The organism is Agromyces fucosus, assembly GCF_004134865.1.
GTDB lineage: Bacteria > Actinomycetota > Actinomycetes > Actinomycetales > Microbacteriaceae > Agromyces > Agromyces fucosus.
In genome coordinates, this window is record NZ_SDPO01000003.1 from 447,401 (window position 1) to 462,703 (window position 15,303).

Here is a 15,303-nt window from a genome sequence, read left to right on the forward strand (position 1 = left end):
GCGGGCTAGATGACGGCCGCTATGGATTCGGCGATCGCTCGTCCGAGCTGGATCGGTACGGCATTTCCGATCTGACGTGCGATAGCAGTCTTCGAACCCACGAACTTGAAGTCGCATGGGAATCCCTGGAGGACCGCTGCCTCCAAATGCGTGATCGCGCGATTAGCGACGGGGTGAAGGTATCGACCCTTCTCTGGTTTGAAGAATTCTGTTCGAACAGTCACCGACGGCTTGTCCCAGTGAAGTCGGCCCATAACGTCTCCGGAACCGCTCGTGTGGGAGCGCCAGCAAGGTGCTTTCAACTTATCGGGGAGGTTGAAACGATTGCCGCCGACAGGTATCGCAGCGAACCGTTCGAGGGAGAGATCGGTGTAGTTGCGTCCGAAGTGGAGTTCGCGCCCCGCGTAGGGGCCGCTGAGGCGCTTCCCCTCGAAGGTGATAGATCGTTTGGCGAGACCGTTTGGATCGCTTGCGACGTGGGGAATTCCGGCGAATGCCTGTTGAACAGTTCTCGGATCTGAGCTGTGTGAAGGTTCGGGCCAGGCGGGCTTCGCAATGTCGTTCCGGTGACCGATCATCACTGCACGCTTTCGGGCTTGCGGTGCTCCGTAGTCCGCGGCATTCAGGATGCGCCAATCGATCGAATACTCATGAAACGCGGTGTCTTCTTGCAGCGTCGCTTGGAATTGGGCGAACTGTGGAGACTTCGCGAAGGCGGCTACGTTCTCAACAATGAAGACCTTGGGCCGCGTTCGTCGGATCGTTTCCGCGTACTGCTCCCACAAGAAGTTGCGCTCGTCCTCGATATCTTGTTTCCCGAGGGTCGAAAAGCCCTGGCACGGCGGACCGCCGATGATGAGATCAATCTCTTGTTTCCAGGCATCCGTCTCGAGCCAGTCCTGGATGCGACCGGCGAAGACGCGGGCGTTGGGGAAGTTCTGCGCGAACGTCGCGGCTGCCGCGACATCCATTTCGACCGCCTGCGCCGTGACGAATCGCTGCGACGCCTCGTGTACTCCTTGGCTGAACCCGCCGGCACCGGAGAAGAGGTCCAGAACGCGGATCGGATTCGCTGTCACGTCTTTGATCCTAGATGCGGCCGCCGACCTCGTAGGGCCGGCTCGCCGCGTCTTGTCGCCCCGGGGTAGCGTCAGGTATGTGGGCGAATCGTCGTGGGCTTCATCGCACGGAGTTCGGCGCTCGATGCAGTCGAACAAAGGGCGCGACACCTCAATCGAGTTGCGCGTTCGGAGGATTCTCTTCGCTCGTGGATATCGCTATCGCGTGAATTTCCGACCGATCCCATCACTTCGACGGACGGCGGATATTGCCTTCACGAGAGTGAGGCTTGCAGTCTTCATCGACGGCTGTTTTTGGCACGGGTGCCCGGAGCACTTCATTCAGCCGAAGCTCAATTCGACGTATTGGGGGCCGAAGATCGCCCGCAACGTAGAACGAGACCGGGAAACCAATGAGGCCCTGATTCGCGCCGGGTGGCGGGTTGCTCGCTTTTGGGAGCATGAGCCGGTCGATCGGGTGGTTACGACAATTGAGTCATTGATTAGCGAGCCCATGCGCACATAGCACGCGAATCCGATTCGGTGACCCTAACCAGCGCGCCGCGCGAGTAAGCGGCGGTTGCCCGAATACTCTGCGAGGAATGTCTCTCGAGGGGAATCGATCATGGCGGAGTCCGAGCCTTTGGTGTTGAAATTTGATCCTCAGACGGTAGATCATCTGGGCGCAAAGATGTACTCCCATCTTCCAAATGCCGTCGCGGAGCTCATCGCCAATGCTTACGACGCTGATGCTACGCACGCTCGTGTGATCATCGGCGCTGACGCAACAATCGAGATCCATGACGACGGCCATGGAATGTCTAGGTCAGACATTTCGGACAAGTATCTGCGTATCGGACGGAATCGCCGCCACACAACTGAGTCTTCGAGAACGGAGGGCGGACAGAGAGCTGTATCGGGAAAGAAGGGCCTCGGAAAACTCGCTCTCTTCGGAATTGGGAGGCATGTCACCGTTTCAACAACGCGAGCGGGATCTTCGGAACGCGTTGTGGTCGAACTCGACTATCTGGACATGATGGGCGCGAAGGGCGAGTACAACCCGATCGACTCCACGGTGGTCGCGGATCCGGTGCAACATGGGACGACAGTTCGGCTGGGCGACCTGAAGCGTACGACGCCCATCGATGCGAAGGAGCTTGCAGTCAGTCTTTCTCGAATTTTTAACTACGTCGATGAGGACTTCCGAGTGACCGTGGTCGGGACGGATGGTCACGAGTACGAGTTGTCAGCAGACCTGCGGCTCAGCGCGGTGGATGTCGAGTTCAAGTGGTCTTTCCCTGACGCCTGGGCCGACGGCGACGAAATCGCGAACGAACAGGGGCTCTCCGGGACGATTGTTTCGTCTCATTCGCCACTGCGTCACGGGATGCGTGGAATCACCCTCTACGTGAATGGGCGCCTCGCAAACGAACCTGAATTCTTCGGCGCCTCGGAATCGAGTTACGCCTTCTCCTATCTGACGGGCTATCTCGACGTGGATTACCTGGACTCTATCGAGCCGGACGTCATCGCGACTGACCGGCGAGCGGTCGACTGGGAGACTCCCGAGACGGAGCGCCTCCGGATCCAGTTGCAGGCACTGATGGCACGCCTTGGCCAAGAGTGGCGCATCCGACGAGCTGCCGCCAAGCGAGCGAAAGTGGAGACAACGATAGGTGGGTCTACCGAGGCTTGGGTGTCGACCATCAAGGCAGAGGAGCAGTCGACTGTACGCGAGCTTGTCGCTGCAATTCAATCCGACGATGTCGACATGAGCGTTGTCCAGCAAGGGGACATCATTGCGCTGGTGAAGCGGGTGGCTCCGCCTCACGCCGAATACGTTTGGCGCCATCTGCACCCTGAAATCCAAGCCGTGACCCGGACATATTACGAGGAGGCGAACTACTATCTGGCGGTTCAGGAGGCAATGAAGCGTTACGTGAAGATTGCGCGCAACCGCTCAGGAGCGAATCAAGAATCAGACTTCAGCATGCTGGGCGCAGCCTTCGGGGACGCGGGGCTGTATCGCGTGTTTCGGTCGCTGGCCGCTCAACACGGGTTCTCAGAGCAGACCGAGAAGAATGTCGAGAATGGGCAGAAGCATATCTCGATGGGATTGGTCGCCGGATTTAGGAATCCGCTCGCGCACGAGGAGATCGAACTCCTCAATTCGTCTGGAGCGTTTACCAACGACGACTGCCTTGACGCGCTCAGCATAATTTCCCACCTGATGAGACGACTGGACGTGGGGCAGCTTGCCTGACTAACCCGTGAGGCCATGTAGAGCATTGACAGTCGGAGTGGCTCGCGCCCCGCAAATTCGTCGAGTGTCTGCATTCGCAGGGTGACGGTGGCGGCGGTTGGCCACTAGCGGGGGGCTCGGTCCGTCTTAGCGGGTAGGCACGGTCACCTTTGCCTGACAGCGCCCACCGAAGCGATAGGCCGACCTGAATGGAGCAGCGGATGGCGGATCGAATTCCCCCTGCTCGTTGCACAAAGGGTCCTGCGGAGGTTGGTTACCTCAACTCAGCCCACGTGGATTTGCACCATAGTGTTCCCGGGACAATCGAACGTTGCCTCGGTTCAGGTTCTCTCGTGCCCGCAGGCTGGTTCGAGGAGGAACGCCGCAGCTGACAATGGGTTCGAGCTCGGTCAACTGAGAGAGAACGCGGACTCCGATATGGCGAGTACCTCGAAGGCTTGCGACGGCCAACAATGACAGGCAGGCCGGCTCGCCCGGTCTCGGTAAACGCCGTTGAGGCCTATGCCACGGCACGGTGCCCTATCAGAACGGGCATCGCGACACCGAGGATCGGAAGCTACCCGGCATCGACCGGTACAGCGACGGAGTCGCCCACGTCAGAGGCTGGTGAGCTCGATCGTGCTGCCAGTGCTTGCGCCCGCAACACGTTCGCGGATCAATTCGACCGTAGCCTCGGCGTCCCGCAAGGTCTGCAGGATCGCAGCGTGGTTGCGCCAGTGCTGCGCCCACAACTCCTCGCCCACGACTGATCCGAAATCGATGCGGGTGGGTGTTTGCCACTGTTCGTATGAGGCAAGGTGCTCCGCGCGTTCTGTCAGCCCCTTGATTCCGCGGGTTGCGGGCGACAGGCGAGCGGAACTGAACATCCACTCGCGCCATGGCTTGTTGCCCTTGCTCTGATTGCACTTGCCGCAAGCGGGCACGAGGTTGTGTATCTCCGAGATATACCCGGTCGGTTGCTTATCCACGACAAGGGGGCGAAGGTGATCCCATTCGCTCGCCGTATCCCCGCAGTATGCGCATCTCACCGCATCATCCATTCCGAGGATCCGCAACGCCTCGTTGATCTGCTCGGCGGTGGGAGTCACGACTGGAATGATTCCGTTGACGAACGAGTTCGTGATGCTTGATGAGCGGCCCGTGATGCGGACCGGCTTCGGCATGGCAAATCGGAACACTACGGGGTCGGTCACAGGGATGAGCTTACGTTCACCGGCGATCCAAGAACTTCGGGCTCCTCCCGGACTGATGCCCATTGCCCGGCATAGACTCCGCAACATGGACGAGTCCGCCGCCCTCGAGACGACCGCGGCGCGTGCTGTCGAGACCGCCGACCGCGATCGCGTGCTGTGGTCCGATGCCGACCGCGAGTGGGCGAGCCGCGCGGCGGCGGCGATCGTGGGGGAGCGGGCGAGCGCCGAGGAGTTCCTCGGGCGTCGCGCGCAGCTCGTGCTCGAACGCGTCGGCACCCGTCAGCCCGCGGTGACGCGCACGGTGCGCGGCATCCGGTGGCGGCCGTGGGTGGGCGTCGTGACGGTGATCGCCGCGTTCGTGTTGGGCCTGCTCATCGACCGCATCGGCGGCGGATCGAGCATCAACCTGCTCGCACCCCCGGTGTTCGCCCTCGTCGCGTGGAACCTGCTCGTCTACGTCTGGCTGCTCGTGCGTCCGCTGGTGCTCGGGCGCGGGGCGGCCGGGCCGGTGCGGACGCTGCTCATCCGGGTCGCGTCGGTGCGGGCATCCGGCGACAGCAACCGAGCGGATGCCTCCACCGCCGCCAGGCGCACCGTGCTCGCCGCGCTGCCCCGCGACTGGGCGCGCGTCGCCGCACCGCTCTACACGGCGCGCGCCGCGCGCGTGCTGCATCTCGCGGCGGGGGCGACCGCGCTCGGCGTGATCGCCGGCCTCTACCTGCGCGGGCTCGCGTTCGAGTACCGCGCGTCGTGGGAGAGCACGTTCCTCGGCGCCGAGCAGGTGCAGGCGCTTCTCGCCGTGACCTTCGCGCCCGGATCGTGGATCACCGGCATCCCGGTGCCCGACGTGGCCGCGATCGAGGCGATCCGCGCGCCCGCGAGTGAGAACGCCGCGATGTGGATGCACCTCATGGCCGCCACGGTCGCGCTCGTCGTCATCGTGCCGCGGCTCGTGCTCGCCCTCGTCGCGGGTCTCGTTGAGCGTCGCCGGGCGAAGCGCGTGGCGCTGCCGCTCGACGAGCCGTACTACCGCCGCCTCGTCGCCGCGTGGGTGGGCGAGCCGGCGCGGGTGCGCGTCATCCCGTACAGCTACACCCTCACGCCCGAGGCGCAGGCCGGGCTCGGGGCCGTGCTCGCGCGGGCGTACGGCAACGCGGCGCCGGCGATCGATGCGCCCGTCGCGTGGGGCGACGACGTCGAGCAGAGCCAGGCGACGGATGCCGCGGGCAGGGGATTCCGCGACGTCGGTGAGATTCGCCTGCCGCTGTTCAGCCTCACGGCCACGCCCGAGGAGGACGCGCACGGGGCGTTCCTCACAGCGCTTGGCGGAGGCGGCGGTGCGGCCGGGCGGGGTGCTGCGGCATCCGGAACCAGCGTTGCGCTCGTCGACGAGTCGGGGTTCCTCGCGCGGTGGGGTGATGACGCCCAGCGGCGCGACGAACGGCGCGCGGCGTGGCGAGAGCTGCTCGAGGCGCACGGGAGCGTCGCGGTGTTCGTCGACCTCGGCGACCCCGATCTGGCGGCGGCCGAGGCGGAGCTCGCTGCCGCGGCATCCGTTCATGATGGCGGGGCCGCGAATGACGGGAGGGAGCGGGCATGAGTGACCAGGCGGCATCCGACCGAGTTGATCGGGGCTCAGGTCTCGATACGACGGCTTCGCCGCCTACTCGACCGGCGGAAGTGCCAGGCCTCGATGCCGGAGCCGTCTCGCTGTCGCTCATCTCGCACACGAACGCGGGCAAGACGACGCTTGCGCGCACGCTGCTCGGGCGCGACGTCGGCGAGGTGCGCGACGCCCCGCATGTGACCGCCGAGGCGACGCCGTTTCCGCTCGTGCAGACCTCCGAGGGCGACCTGCTCACGCTGTGGGACACCCCCGGCTTCGGCGACAGCGTGCGGCTCGCGCGGCGGCTGCGGCAGAACCGCAACCCCATCGGCTGGTTCACGTCGCAAGTGTGGGATCGCTATCAAGACCGCGCGCTGTGGCTCAGCCAGCTCGCCGTGCGCAATGTCGCCGAGCAGGCCGACGTGGTGCTCTACCTCGTGAACGCCGCCGAGGCGCCCGCCGACGCGGGCTACCTCGCCCCCGAGCTCGAGGTGCTCGAGTACGTCGGCAAGCCCGTGCTCGTGCTGCTCAACCAGACCGGTCCGCCGCGCGAGCGGGCTGCAGCAGAAGAAGCGGATGCCGCGCGCTGGCGTGCCGCGCTCGGTCCCTCGACGAACGTGCGCGACGTGCTCGCCTTCGACGCCTTCGCGCGCTGCTGGGTGCAGGAGTTCACGCTGTTCGCGGCGATCGAACCGCTGGTTCCGGATGCCTCGGCGCCCGCCTTCGCCCGGTTGTCAGCCGCCTGGCGCGAGCTGCGCATGCGCGAGTTCGACGCGTCGATGGCCGCGCTCGCCGGGCCGATCGCACGGGCTGCTGCTGATCGCGTGACGCTGCCGGCCGAGCCGATCACGAACCGCGTCACCGGCTCGCTCGGCCTGCCGAATGCGGCACGGACGAAGGCGCGATCGGATGCCACCGATAAGATGGCCGCTCGCCTGCAGGCCGACCTGCGCGCGGGCATGGAGCGGCTGATCGCGATCCATCGGCTCGAGGGGCGTGCCGCTGACGAGGTGCTCGAGCGAGTCGCCGACGGCGTGCACCTCGACGCGCCGCTCGACGGCACCCGTACCGCAGCGCTCGGCGGCGTCGTGTCGGGGGCGCTCACCGGGCTCGGCGCCGACCTCATGGCGGGCGGCCTCACGTTCGGTGCCGGCATGGTCGCGGGCGCGATCATCGGGGCGCTCGGCGGTGCGGGCATCGCGCAGGGGGTCAACGTCGTGCGGGGTCGCACGGAGTCGAGCCTGCGGTGGGAGGAGGCGTTCCTCGACGGGCTCGTGACGTCGGCGCTGCTGCGGTACCTGGCGGTCGCGCACTACGGGCGCGGGCGTGGTGCGTGGCGCGAGGGGGAGTATCCGTCGCACTGGCGGCCGATGGTCGTCGACGCGGTGGTGGCGTCGCAGGAGCGTCTTGCGGTGATCTGGGCGCTGCGGAGCGATGGCGGGGAAGCCGTGCTGCACTCGCTCGAGGGACTTCTTCGTGAGCTCGCCCTCGGGCTGCTCGACGAGCTGTATCCGGGCACGTTCGACGGCGGTCAGTGAAGCGTTTCGCCTCGCTTCAGCATCTCGACGAACTCGGCCACGCGAGCGGCTCGCGATGCCGGCCGCTTGAGGTTGGCCACGCGGAAGGCCATCGAGAACCGGTTCTGCGCCGACTGCGCCGCGAAGGCCTCGGCGACCTGCGGGTCTGCGTCGAGGGCCTCCTGAAGCTCGACGGGCACATCCCCGTCGCTCTGCCGGTACGCGTTGTCCCATCGTCCGTCGGCCTTCGCGCGGTCGATCTCGTGCTGACCTTGCGGGCGCATGCGGCCTTCTGCAATGAGCCGAGTCACGTGACCGATGTTGACCTTCGACCACGTGCTTCGCGGTCGTCGTGGCGTGAAGGTGTGCAGGTAGTAGTCGGCGTCAAGGGATGACGTCTGGCCATCGATCCACCCGAAGCACAGCGCGACGTCGAGTGCCTCGGCGTACGTGATGCCGAGTCGGGTCGACGCCTTCTTGCGCAGTCGCAACCGGACCCCGTTCGGATCGGGGTTCGCGGTCAACCAGGCTTCCCATTCGGCGACCGTGTCGACGTGCAGTTCGGGCTTGCTCACGCGGTCGGCCATGACGGGAGGTTAGCTCAGACGAGCGACACGACCCTCTAGTGGGCGACGGCTCCGGTCAACAGCCCGAAGGATGTCGCGACTGCTGCGATGACGACAGCGAACACCCACACCGCTCGAACACTGGCGGCTCGCCCCACCGAGCGGCGGAGCGATGCGAACGCGGCGCCGTGGGACGCATCGAACGTCTCGATCGCGGCAGCGCCATTGGCGTGCCACGTTCGCGGCATCCCGACGATCGACAGGAGCGAGGAGGCGGGAGCGACTCGCGGTCCACGGCGCTTGGCCTGAAGCCAGCGCAGGAGCTCTCCCTCACGAAGCACGACGACGTCTGCTGGGCGTTGCTTCACCGTGACCGCCTTTGTGCCGACCAGCACGATGATCGGGGTGACTGTGACCGGCGCTCCGCCTGCGGCGGTGAGCCGGCGGGACGCTTGCAGCGCCTCCGCCCGTGCCTTGCGCAGATAGTCGGTCTTCTGCCCGTTGATCATGAGCATGTGGGCGCCGAGCCAGATGCGCCCACCTGGGTGTCGCTTCGTGTTGATGGTGAAGACCCCGGTCGGGCCGACGACGACGTGGTCGATATCGGTGTCGTGCTTGCCGATCGGTACGGAGTGGAGCACGGTCCATTCGCCGTTCAGACCCTGAAGGCGGGCGCCGACGGCCAGTTCGCCGAGTGCACCGCCGTACCAACTCGTCGCGTCTGCTGCGAGGGGTGACCGCCCGAACACCCGAGCGAGCCAGCCACGCGGCGGAGCAGCGGCGTTCAGGGCGAGGCACTTCGCGATCAATCCGGCACCCGGGGGGCGGTCGATCAGCATCGGCGCGCGAGGAATCGACGCGCTCTCATTGGGGTGTCCACTGCCAAGTCGCTCGGCGGGCGGCTGTTCGGAGAGCGGTGAGCTCACGGGGCTCGAGTCCTTCCAGCCGAGGAGGGTTGGTGCAGTAGCGCCAGCGTAGGTCACTGGTGCGACATGATGCGCGAGCGTGAGAGGTGCCGCGTGAAATCGAAGCGCGCCCGGGAAGAGTTCCCATTCCCCCAGTTCGGGGGCAGAGCGACGCAAATCGCATCCGGCTCGGCGTTTGCACACTTACGGTGAGTGAATCCGATCCGAGGAGCCCCCGTTGCACCGCCCCTTCATCGCCCTGCTCGCTGCGCCAGCAATCGTTGCCGCTCTGCTCGTTCCAACCGCTGCCGTTGCCTCCGATCTGGGACCGACGACGACGCCGAGTGCGCTCCTCGCAGAGCTCACTGTGGCAACGGACTCCACGGTGCCCTATAACCGCGACCTCTTCGCCGAGGGCATCGATGTGGACGGTGACGGCTGCAACACTCGACGGGAGGTCCTTCAGGCGGAATCGCTCGTGCCGGTCACCATCACCTCGGGATGCACTATCACGGCCGGCGAGTGGTTCTCCTGGTACGAAGGTGTCACGCAGACCGACCCGACCACCCTCGAGATGGACCACCTCGTCGCGCTGAAGGAGGCCTGGATCTCGGGGGCGCACGCATGGACGAACGAGCAGCGGTCCGACTATGCCAACGACCTCGACATCGACGCCACCCTCACCGTCGTCACTGGTGCACAGAACAGTGCGAAGAGCGCATACGACCCGACGAGCTGGGTACCGTCACATCAACCGTCGCTCTGCAAGTACGTTTCCGACTGGGTCACCGTGAAGTACCGCTGGAATCTCACCGTCGACACTGCGGAGCATGCATCGATCCAGTCGTTGATCGACGCCAACTGCGGCGCGACCGAGATCACCGTTCCGCCGGTTCGCACCGACACGACCCCATCCACCGATCCCTCGCCCGGTGGCGGCGCGAATGCACTGCCCGCTGGAACCCACCGACTGGCAGGGGCTGACCGATACGCAACCGCCGTCGAGATCTCGGCTCGCTTCAACCCCGGGGTCGAAGCGCTCTACATCGCGACCGGCACCAACTATCCCGATGCGCTCTCCGCTGCTGCAGCCGCGGGCGCGCGAGGAGTGCCGCTGCTGCTCGTCCAGCCGACCGCGATCCCGACCGTCGTCTCGGATGAGATCGTCCGTCTCGCGCCGTCGAACATCATCATCACCGGCGGCACGGGAGCCGTCTCGGCCGGAGTGGAAATGCAACTCGCCTCCATCGCACCTACGTTGCGCCTCGCTGGCGCAGACCGGTACGAGACCAGTCGGCTGATCGCCACGAACGCCGGGCTGACGTCGTCGACCGCGTTCGTCGCCGACGGCCGCAACTTTCCCGACGCGCTGTCTGCCGCATCGGCGGTCGGCCATACCGGCGGTGGAGTGGTCCTGCTCCCCGGAAGCGATGCATCTGTGGGCACCTCGACCCGGGATACGCTCCTCAGTGTCGGGGCATCGACCGTGCGCATCGCCGGAGGACCGGCCGCGGTCAGTGCCGGCATCCAATCGTCGCTGGCATCGACGTTCGCGGTTGTGTCTCGCCACGGCGGCGCCGACCGGTACGAAACCAGTGTCCTCGTGAACCAGGCGATGTTCCCGTCTGCCTCAACCGTGTTCTTGGCGAATGGAACGAACTTCCCCGATGCCCTCGCGGGCGGGGCACTGGCCGGCACGCTCGGCGCGCCACTGTTCATCGTCCCGTCGGGGTGCGTGCCGAAGGTGGTGCGCGACCGCATCCTCGCGTACAGCCCCTCGACGATCGTGCTCCTCGGTGGTTCGGGCTCGCTCTCGACTGCCGTGGAGAATCTCACCGAATGCGCTCCGCCGCCCGACCCGACCCCGCCGCCGAACCCCACCCCGTCCAATCCCGGCAACACCAAGAACTGCAGCGACTTCGCGACGTGGAGCCAAGCTCAGAACTGGTTCAACACCTACTATCCGTACTACGGAGATGTCGCCCTGCTTGACGCCGACAACGACATGATCGCGTGCGAGTCGCTGCCGGGGGCGCCATAGCGGCACCGACGCCCGCCAGCAGGAGTAGCCTCCGCTCATGAAGCACTTCTTCGCTTCGGCACTGCATCAGGTCATCGCCGACCTGACTGATGCTGGCGTCGATACCGAGCAGCTCGCGGCAACCCCGGGCAGCGGTCTCAGCACGGCCATCCTGCCGCTCATCGCGCTCGCATTATCGCTGACTGCCGCGGTCTGCGTCGGTACGCTCGTCGTCTCGTGGCTGCGGCCGCCCGCGCCGGGTGACGCGCTCGCCATCGTCGACGCGGAGACGGCTGGCGTGCTGCCGGTCGGGTTCGTGTCGGGGGAGGCCGCGACGCGGTGGCTGCCCGCGACGGTCGTGCTGCTCGCCGTCAACGGGGTCATCGCGATCGAGGACCGCCGCGACATCCGTGATGCCGCCGACCTGCCCGACGGCGAGCAGGCGGAGCGCGGCCGGGCGAAGGACATCCACCTGGTATTCGACGGCGACTATCCGCTCGCGGCTCGCACCGACGTCGAGAACGAGGGCGCCGACGGCACGGTGATCGCCATGCTCGCGCCCGGGCTCGTGGGCGGGTCGCGCAGACTCGAGCGCGGCGCGAGCGTCGACGTCGACCGGGTCGTCAAGAACAACGGGCAACTGCTCGCGGTCACGCGCGACGGGTTCCGCGACGCGGCCGTCTGGTATCGCGAGAAGCGCCCCGGCTTGCGATTCCGGGTGACGACGTACGCGGGCCTCGCCGGCGTGGCATTCGGACTCATCAGCCTCACCCTGACTGACGCACCGTCGAGGTCGGTTGCGTGGAGCGCGATCGTGATCGGGGCGGCGGCGGTCGCGGTGCGCGTGTTCCTGCCGCGGGCGATTCCACTGAACGCGGCCGGCATGCAGTTGCGCGCGCGGGCGAACGAGCTGCGGGCGGCGATCGAGGGGGCGGATGTCCCGTCCGTCGCCGCGGGCGAGAAGCTGCTGCCGTGGGCGGTGCTGTTCGGCGAGACATCCGTCGTGCGCAACTTCGCGGAGGTCGCGGCGACCTCGGGCACCGTGCCGAGCTGGTACCGCTCGACGGCGCCGCTCTCGGTCGACCGCCTCGCGTCGTGCCTCGCGATCATCGCCGTCGAGCTCGTGCAACCCATCGGCGTGGGCGGCGGGCTGCTGCAGCGCGGCGAGGACTCCCGGTTCGGCGTGCCGATGATCGCCGACACCAAGGGGTGGGGCGGCGGGTACCTCGCGGGCGGCGACAACGGCATGTTCGGCGACGGCGGAGGCGGCGGGTTCGGCGACGGGGGCGGGGGCGGCTTCGACGGCGGTGGGGGCGGGTTCGACGGCGGCGGAGGCTTCGATGGTGGAGGCGGCTTCGGCGGAGGCGATGGCGGCGGGGGCAACTGAGTCGAGCCTTCGCGCCGTCGACTGAGTCGGCCCGTCACCCCTTCGTCGCGATGACTCCCCGGTTGCCGTCCTGGTCGGCGATCACCGTGAGCGAGGGCGCTTCGCTGTCGACGACGATGGTTCCGCCCGCGGCGAGCGCGGCGGCGACCCGTTGCTCGACCGCCTCGGGCGCCACGTAGACCTCCAGGTGAAAACGCTGACGCGGGGCCTCGTGCGCGTCGGCGAGGTCGGCGGGCTCGTCGGCCTCCTCGAACCACAGGTTCGGTACCCGCACCGTGGCATCCCGGATCTCGTCGCCGGGGGAGCCGCGGCCCTGGGACTCGGCGCTGCCGGTCAGCAACGCGGCCCAGACCGGGGCGATGGTCGCCGAGTGCGCCGTGTCGAGGCCGAGCTCGATCTCGCTGACCGAGGCCGGGTCGGCGGCGAGCCCGTGGTCGGCAGCGATCGAGGTGATGCGTCGTGCGAGGTCGACGTCCTGCTGGGTCACCCATTCGACGACGTACTCGGTGCCATCGTCGTCGCGGTAGACGGCGTCGTCGCTGACGAGCTCGAGGTCGACGTACCCGGTGCCGATCGTGACGCGCGGGTGGTGGCCGAGCACGTCGCCTGCCTCGCCCACGGCGACGACGAACCGTGCGCCGGTGCCGAAATCGTCGATCAGGTATCTGGCATGGAGCCCCTGCGCGAGCTTGCGCCAGTCGGTCAGGTTGGCAGCGGCGATCTCGTCGCCCATCAGCATGTCCATGGACGCGGAGTGTAGCCCTGCGGCGGCGCGGCGGCATCAGGGAAGGGGGCTCTTCGAGGAGTCAACAAAAATGAAACACCGTTCCAAGAACTGTTGACAAATCTGATACGCCGTATCAATATGAGCAGGAGGACATGCCTCGAACAGATCGAACGGGAGCCAATGATGGTGGTCGAGCAGCAGGAGAAGATCGAGTTCACGGGCATCGAGTGGGACACGTCCGGTCCGGCCGGTTGCCGACTAAGGGCGGTGCCGGCGCACGACGGCACCGTGTGGAATGCGGTCGAGTACGACGCCGGTGCCAGCCGCACCGCCTGGTGCTCGCGATCCCACTACGGGGTGGTGCTCGAGGGGCAGCTCACGTTCGAATTCGAGGACGGCGGCGAGATCTCCGCGAGCGCGTGGGAGGGATACCTCATCCCGGGCAACCGTCCGCATCGTGGTCGCAACCGCGGTGCTGAGCGCGCTCGGGCGATGATGATCGACCTCCCCGACGCGGCCTCCTGAGCAGGTCGGCCCCGGCCACAGGTCGGGGCCCGACCCTGACGGGACCCGCAGCAATTCAGACAGCTTTCCCAAGACACAGCAACGGAGATGTGGTCGAGTGACCGAGACATGGGAATCACAGGGCGCGAAGCTGCTGCTCGAGGTACTCGATTCATCGTACGGCGATGTCGAGACCGAGTCGGCGGCTGCAGCGCTGGCAGAGGTCGAAGTGCGTGACGCCCGGGCCGAGCACGGCAGCCTCAACGGCGGCACCCGCGCCGACGGCGTGCTCGTGCAGTACGCGAGCATCACGGCCGAGGTCATGGATGCCAACCCGGGCTGGAAGGTCATCGGCCGCTACGGCGTGGGTGTGGACACGATCGACCTGGCCGCGGCATCCGCTCGTTCGATACCTGTCGTGAACGTTCCCGACTACTGCGAGGAGGAGGTCGCGACGCACGCCGTCGCCCTCGTGCTCGACGCGAACCGTCGTATCACGGCCGCTGACTCGCTCGTGCGCCGCGGCGAATGGGCCGATTGGGCGCAACTGCGACCCATCGCCCCGCTCTCGGCGGCCACGCTCTCACTCATCGGCGTCGGCCGCATCGGGCGAGAGGTCATTCGCCTCATGCGCCCCTTCGTCTCGCGCATCATCGCGCACGACCCCTTCGCGGGCAACCTCGAGGGCGTCGAGCTCGTCGATCTCGACACCGCGTTCGCCGAAGGCGACATCGTGAGCCTGCACCTGCCGCTCACCGCTGACACGCACCACCTCGTCGACGCCAGGGCGATCGCCCGCATGAAGGCGACCGCAACCCTCGTGAACGTCTCGCGCGGCGGCCTCGTCGACGGGGCTGCGCTCGCCGCCGCCCTGCACGACGGCCGACTCGCGATGGCCGCGCTCGACGTGCTCGAGACCGAGCCGCCCACCGCCGACGACCCGATGCTCGCCGCGCCCAACGCGATCATCACCAATCACCTCGCCTGGTATTCGGATGCCTCGGAGCAGCGCTTGCGCGCCCGCCTCGCCGAGCGCTGCGCCGCCGTCCTGCGCGGACGCGAGGTGCCGTCGATCGTCAATCGCGCCGCGCTCGATCGTGCTGCGACATCCGCCCCCGTCACCGCCCTGGAGCACTCGTGAACCTCGCCGCCGACTTCTCACCCGCCGCTCTGCGCGATCTTGCGCTCGAACCGACCGGAGCGCCCGCCCGCGTGCTCGCGGGCGACCCGCGCACTGCCGAACGCGTGCTCGTCGCGCAGGCCGGCCTCGAGGTCGGCGTCTGGGAGGTGACGCCGGGCGAGTTCGCCTCGGCCAAGCCCGAGGCCGGCGAGGTCATGCAGTTCCTCTCGGGCGAAGGCACGATCACGCATGCCGACGGTTCGGTCACCCGGATCGCGCCGGGAACGGTGCTCGTGCTCGAGCCCGGTTGGACCGGCACCTGGCGTGTCTCAGCGACCGTTCGCAAGGTCTACACGATCTTCGATGCCCCCGAAACGCGGCGGAACACCGCCGACATCTGATCGAAATCAGAAATCGGTACGGTGTTCCAAAATCAA

14 protein-coding genes are annotated in these 15,303 nt (G+C 66.9%); 9 read left to right on the forward strand and 5 right to left on the reverse strand.

Features of this window, described 5'->3' with window-relative positions; all coding sequences use genetic code 11:
- Positions 1–5: 5 nt before the first annotated feature.
- On the reverse strand, positions 6–1,079 hold the full coding sequence (locus tag ESP57_RS13585) for a DNA cytosine methyltransferase (RefSeq protein WP_129231962.1): 1,074 nt from the start codon (positions 1,077–1,079) through the stop codon (positions 6–8).
- Positions 1,080–1,158: 79 nt separating this feature from the next.
- On the opposite strand from ESP57_RS13585, the gene ESP57_RS13590 reads away from it, so the two are divergent.
- Together ESP57_RS13590 and ESP57_RS13595 are read left to right on the forward strand one after the other, a co-directional pair.
- Positions 1,159–1,584 (forward strand): very short patch repair endonuclease, encoded by a 426-nt coding sequence (locus ESP57_RS13590; protein ID WP_279387796.1) that lies wholly within the window; start codon positions 1,159–1,161, stop codon positions 1,582–1,584.
- A 99-nt stretch (positions 1,585–1,683) separates the two neighbouring features.
- The gene (locus ESP57_RS13595; RefSeq protein ID WP_129231964.1) at positions 1,684–3,321 is read left to right on the forward strand and encodes a TIGR02391 family protein; all 1,638 of its coding nucleotides are present in this window, start codon (positions 1,684–1,686) and stop codon (positions 3,319–3,321) included.
- 596 nt (positions 3,322–3,917) lie between these two features.
- Here the strand turns inward: ESP57_RS13595 and ESP57_RS13600 are convergent.
- Positions 3,918–4,514 (reverse strand): HNH endonuclease signature motif containing protein, encoded by a 597-nt coding sequence (locus tag ESP57_RS13600; protein ID WP_207904552.1) that lies wholly within the window; start codon positions 4,512–4,514, stop codon positions 3,918–3,920.
- Positions 4,515–4,599: 85 nt separating this feature from the next.
- Between ESP57_RS13600 and ESP57_RS13605 the strand changes: the two genes are divergently transcribed.
- Both ESP57_RS13605 and ESP57_RS13610 read left to right on the forward strand, forming a co-directional pair.
- A complete protein-coding gene (locus ESP57_RS13605) occupies positions 4,600–6,114 on the forward strand; it encodes a DUF2868 domain-containing protein (RefSeq protein WP_165877476.1) in 1,515 nt (504 codons plus the stop codon).
- Positions 6,115–6,194: 80 nt separating this feature from the next.
- Positions 6,195–7,658: a DUF3482 domain-containing protein gene (locus ESP57_RS13610; RefSeq protein ID WP_207904553.1), complete on the forward strand. Its 1,464-nt coding sequence runs from the start codon at positions 6,195–6,197 to the stop codon at positions 7,656–7,658.
- On the opposite strand, the gene ESP57_RS13615 is transcribed toward ESP57_RS13610, so the two are convergent.
- The gene (locus ESP57_RS13615; protein WP_129231968.1) at positions 7,652–8,224 is read right to left on the reverse strand and encodes a YdeI/OmpD-associated family protein; all 573 of its coding nucleotides are present in this window, start codon (positions 8,222–8,224) and stop codon (positions 7,652–7,654) included. The genes ESP57_RS13610 and ESP57_RS13615 overlap by 7 nt on opposite strands.
- 35 nt (positions 8,225–8,259) lie before the next feature.
- Positions 8,260–9,042, reverse strand: a complete 783-nt coding sequence (locus ESP57_RS13620) for a nuclease-related domain-containing protein (protein ID WP_129231969.1) — start codon at positions 9,040–9,042, stop codon at positions 8,260–8,262.
- 433 nt (positions 9,043–9,475) lie between these two features.
- Here ESP57_RS13620 and ESP57_RS13625 point away from each other — a divergent pair, with 433 nt between their 5' ends.
- Both ESP57_RS13625 and ESP57_RS18475 read left to right on the forward strand, forming a co-directional pair.
- Positions 9,476–11,149, forward strand: a complete 1,674-nt coding sequence (locus ESP57_RS13625; protein WP_129231970.1) for a cell wall-binding repeat-containing protein — start codon at positions 9,476–9,478, stop codon at positions 11,147–11,149.
- Between the two features lie 37 nt (positions 11,150–11,186).
- Positions 11,187–12,515, forward strand: a complete 1,329-nt coding sequence (locus ESP57_RS18475; RefSeq protein ID WP_165877477.1) for a hypothetical protein — start codon at positions 11,187–11,189, stop codon at positions 12,513–12,515.
- 34 nt (positions 12,516–12,549) lie between these two features.
- Here ESP57_RS18475 and ESP57_RS13635 read toward each other — a convergent pair whose 3' ends face one another.
- The gene (locus ESP57_RS13635; protein ID WP_129231971.1) at positions 12,550–13,260 is read right to left on the reverse strand and encodes a VOC family protein; all 711 of its coding nucleotides are present in this window, start codon (positions 13,258–13,260) and stop codon (positions 12,550–12,552) included.
- A 168-nt stretch (positions 13,261–13,428) separates the two neighbouring features.
- Here ESP57_RS13635 and ESP57_RS13640 point away from each other — a divergent pair, with 168 nt between their 5' ends.
- From ESP57_RS13640 to ESP57_RS13650, 3 genes are all read left to right on the forward strand, one after another.
- Positions 13,429–13,767: a cupin domain-containing protein gene (locus ESP57_RS13640; RefSeq protein ID WP_165877478.1), complete on the forward strand. Its 339-nt coding sequence runs from the start codon at positions 13,429–13,431 to the stop codon at positions 13,765–13,767.
- Positions 13,768–13,864: 97 nt separating this feature from the next.
- A complete protein-coding gene (locus ESP57_RS13645; protein WP_129231973.1) occupies positions 13,865–14,887 on the forward strand; it encodes a C-terminal binding protein in 1,023 nt (340 codons plus the stop codon).
- Entirely contained in the window at positions 14,884–15,267 is a 384-nt protein-coding gene (locus ESP57_RS13650; protein WP_056011478.1) for a cupin domain-containing protein, read from the forward strand. The genes ESP57_RS13645 and ESP57_RS13650 overlap by 4 nt, the downstream gene beginning before the upstream one ends.
- Positions 15,268–15,303 lie beyond the last annotated feature (36 nt).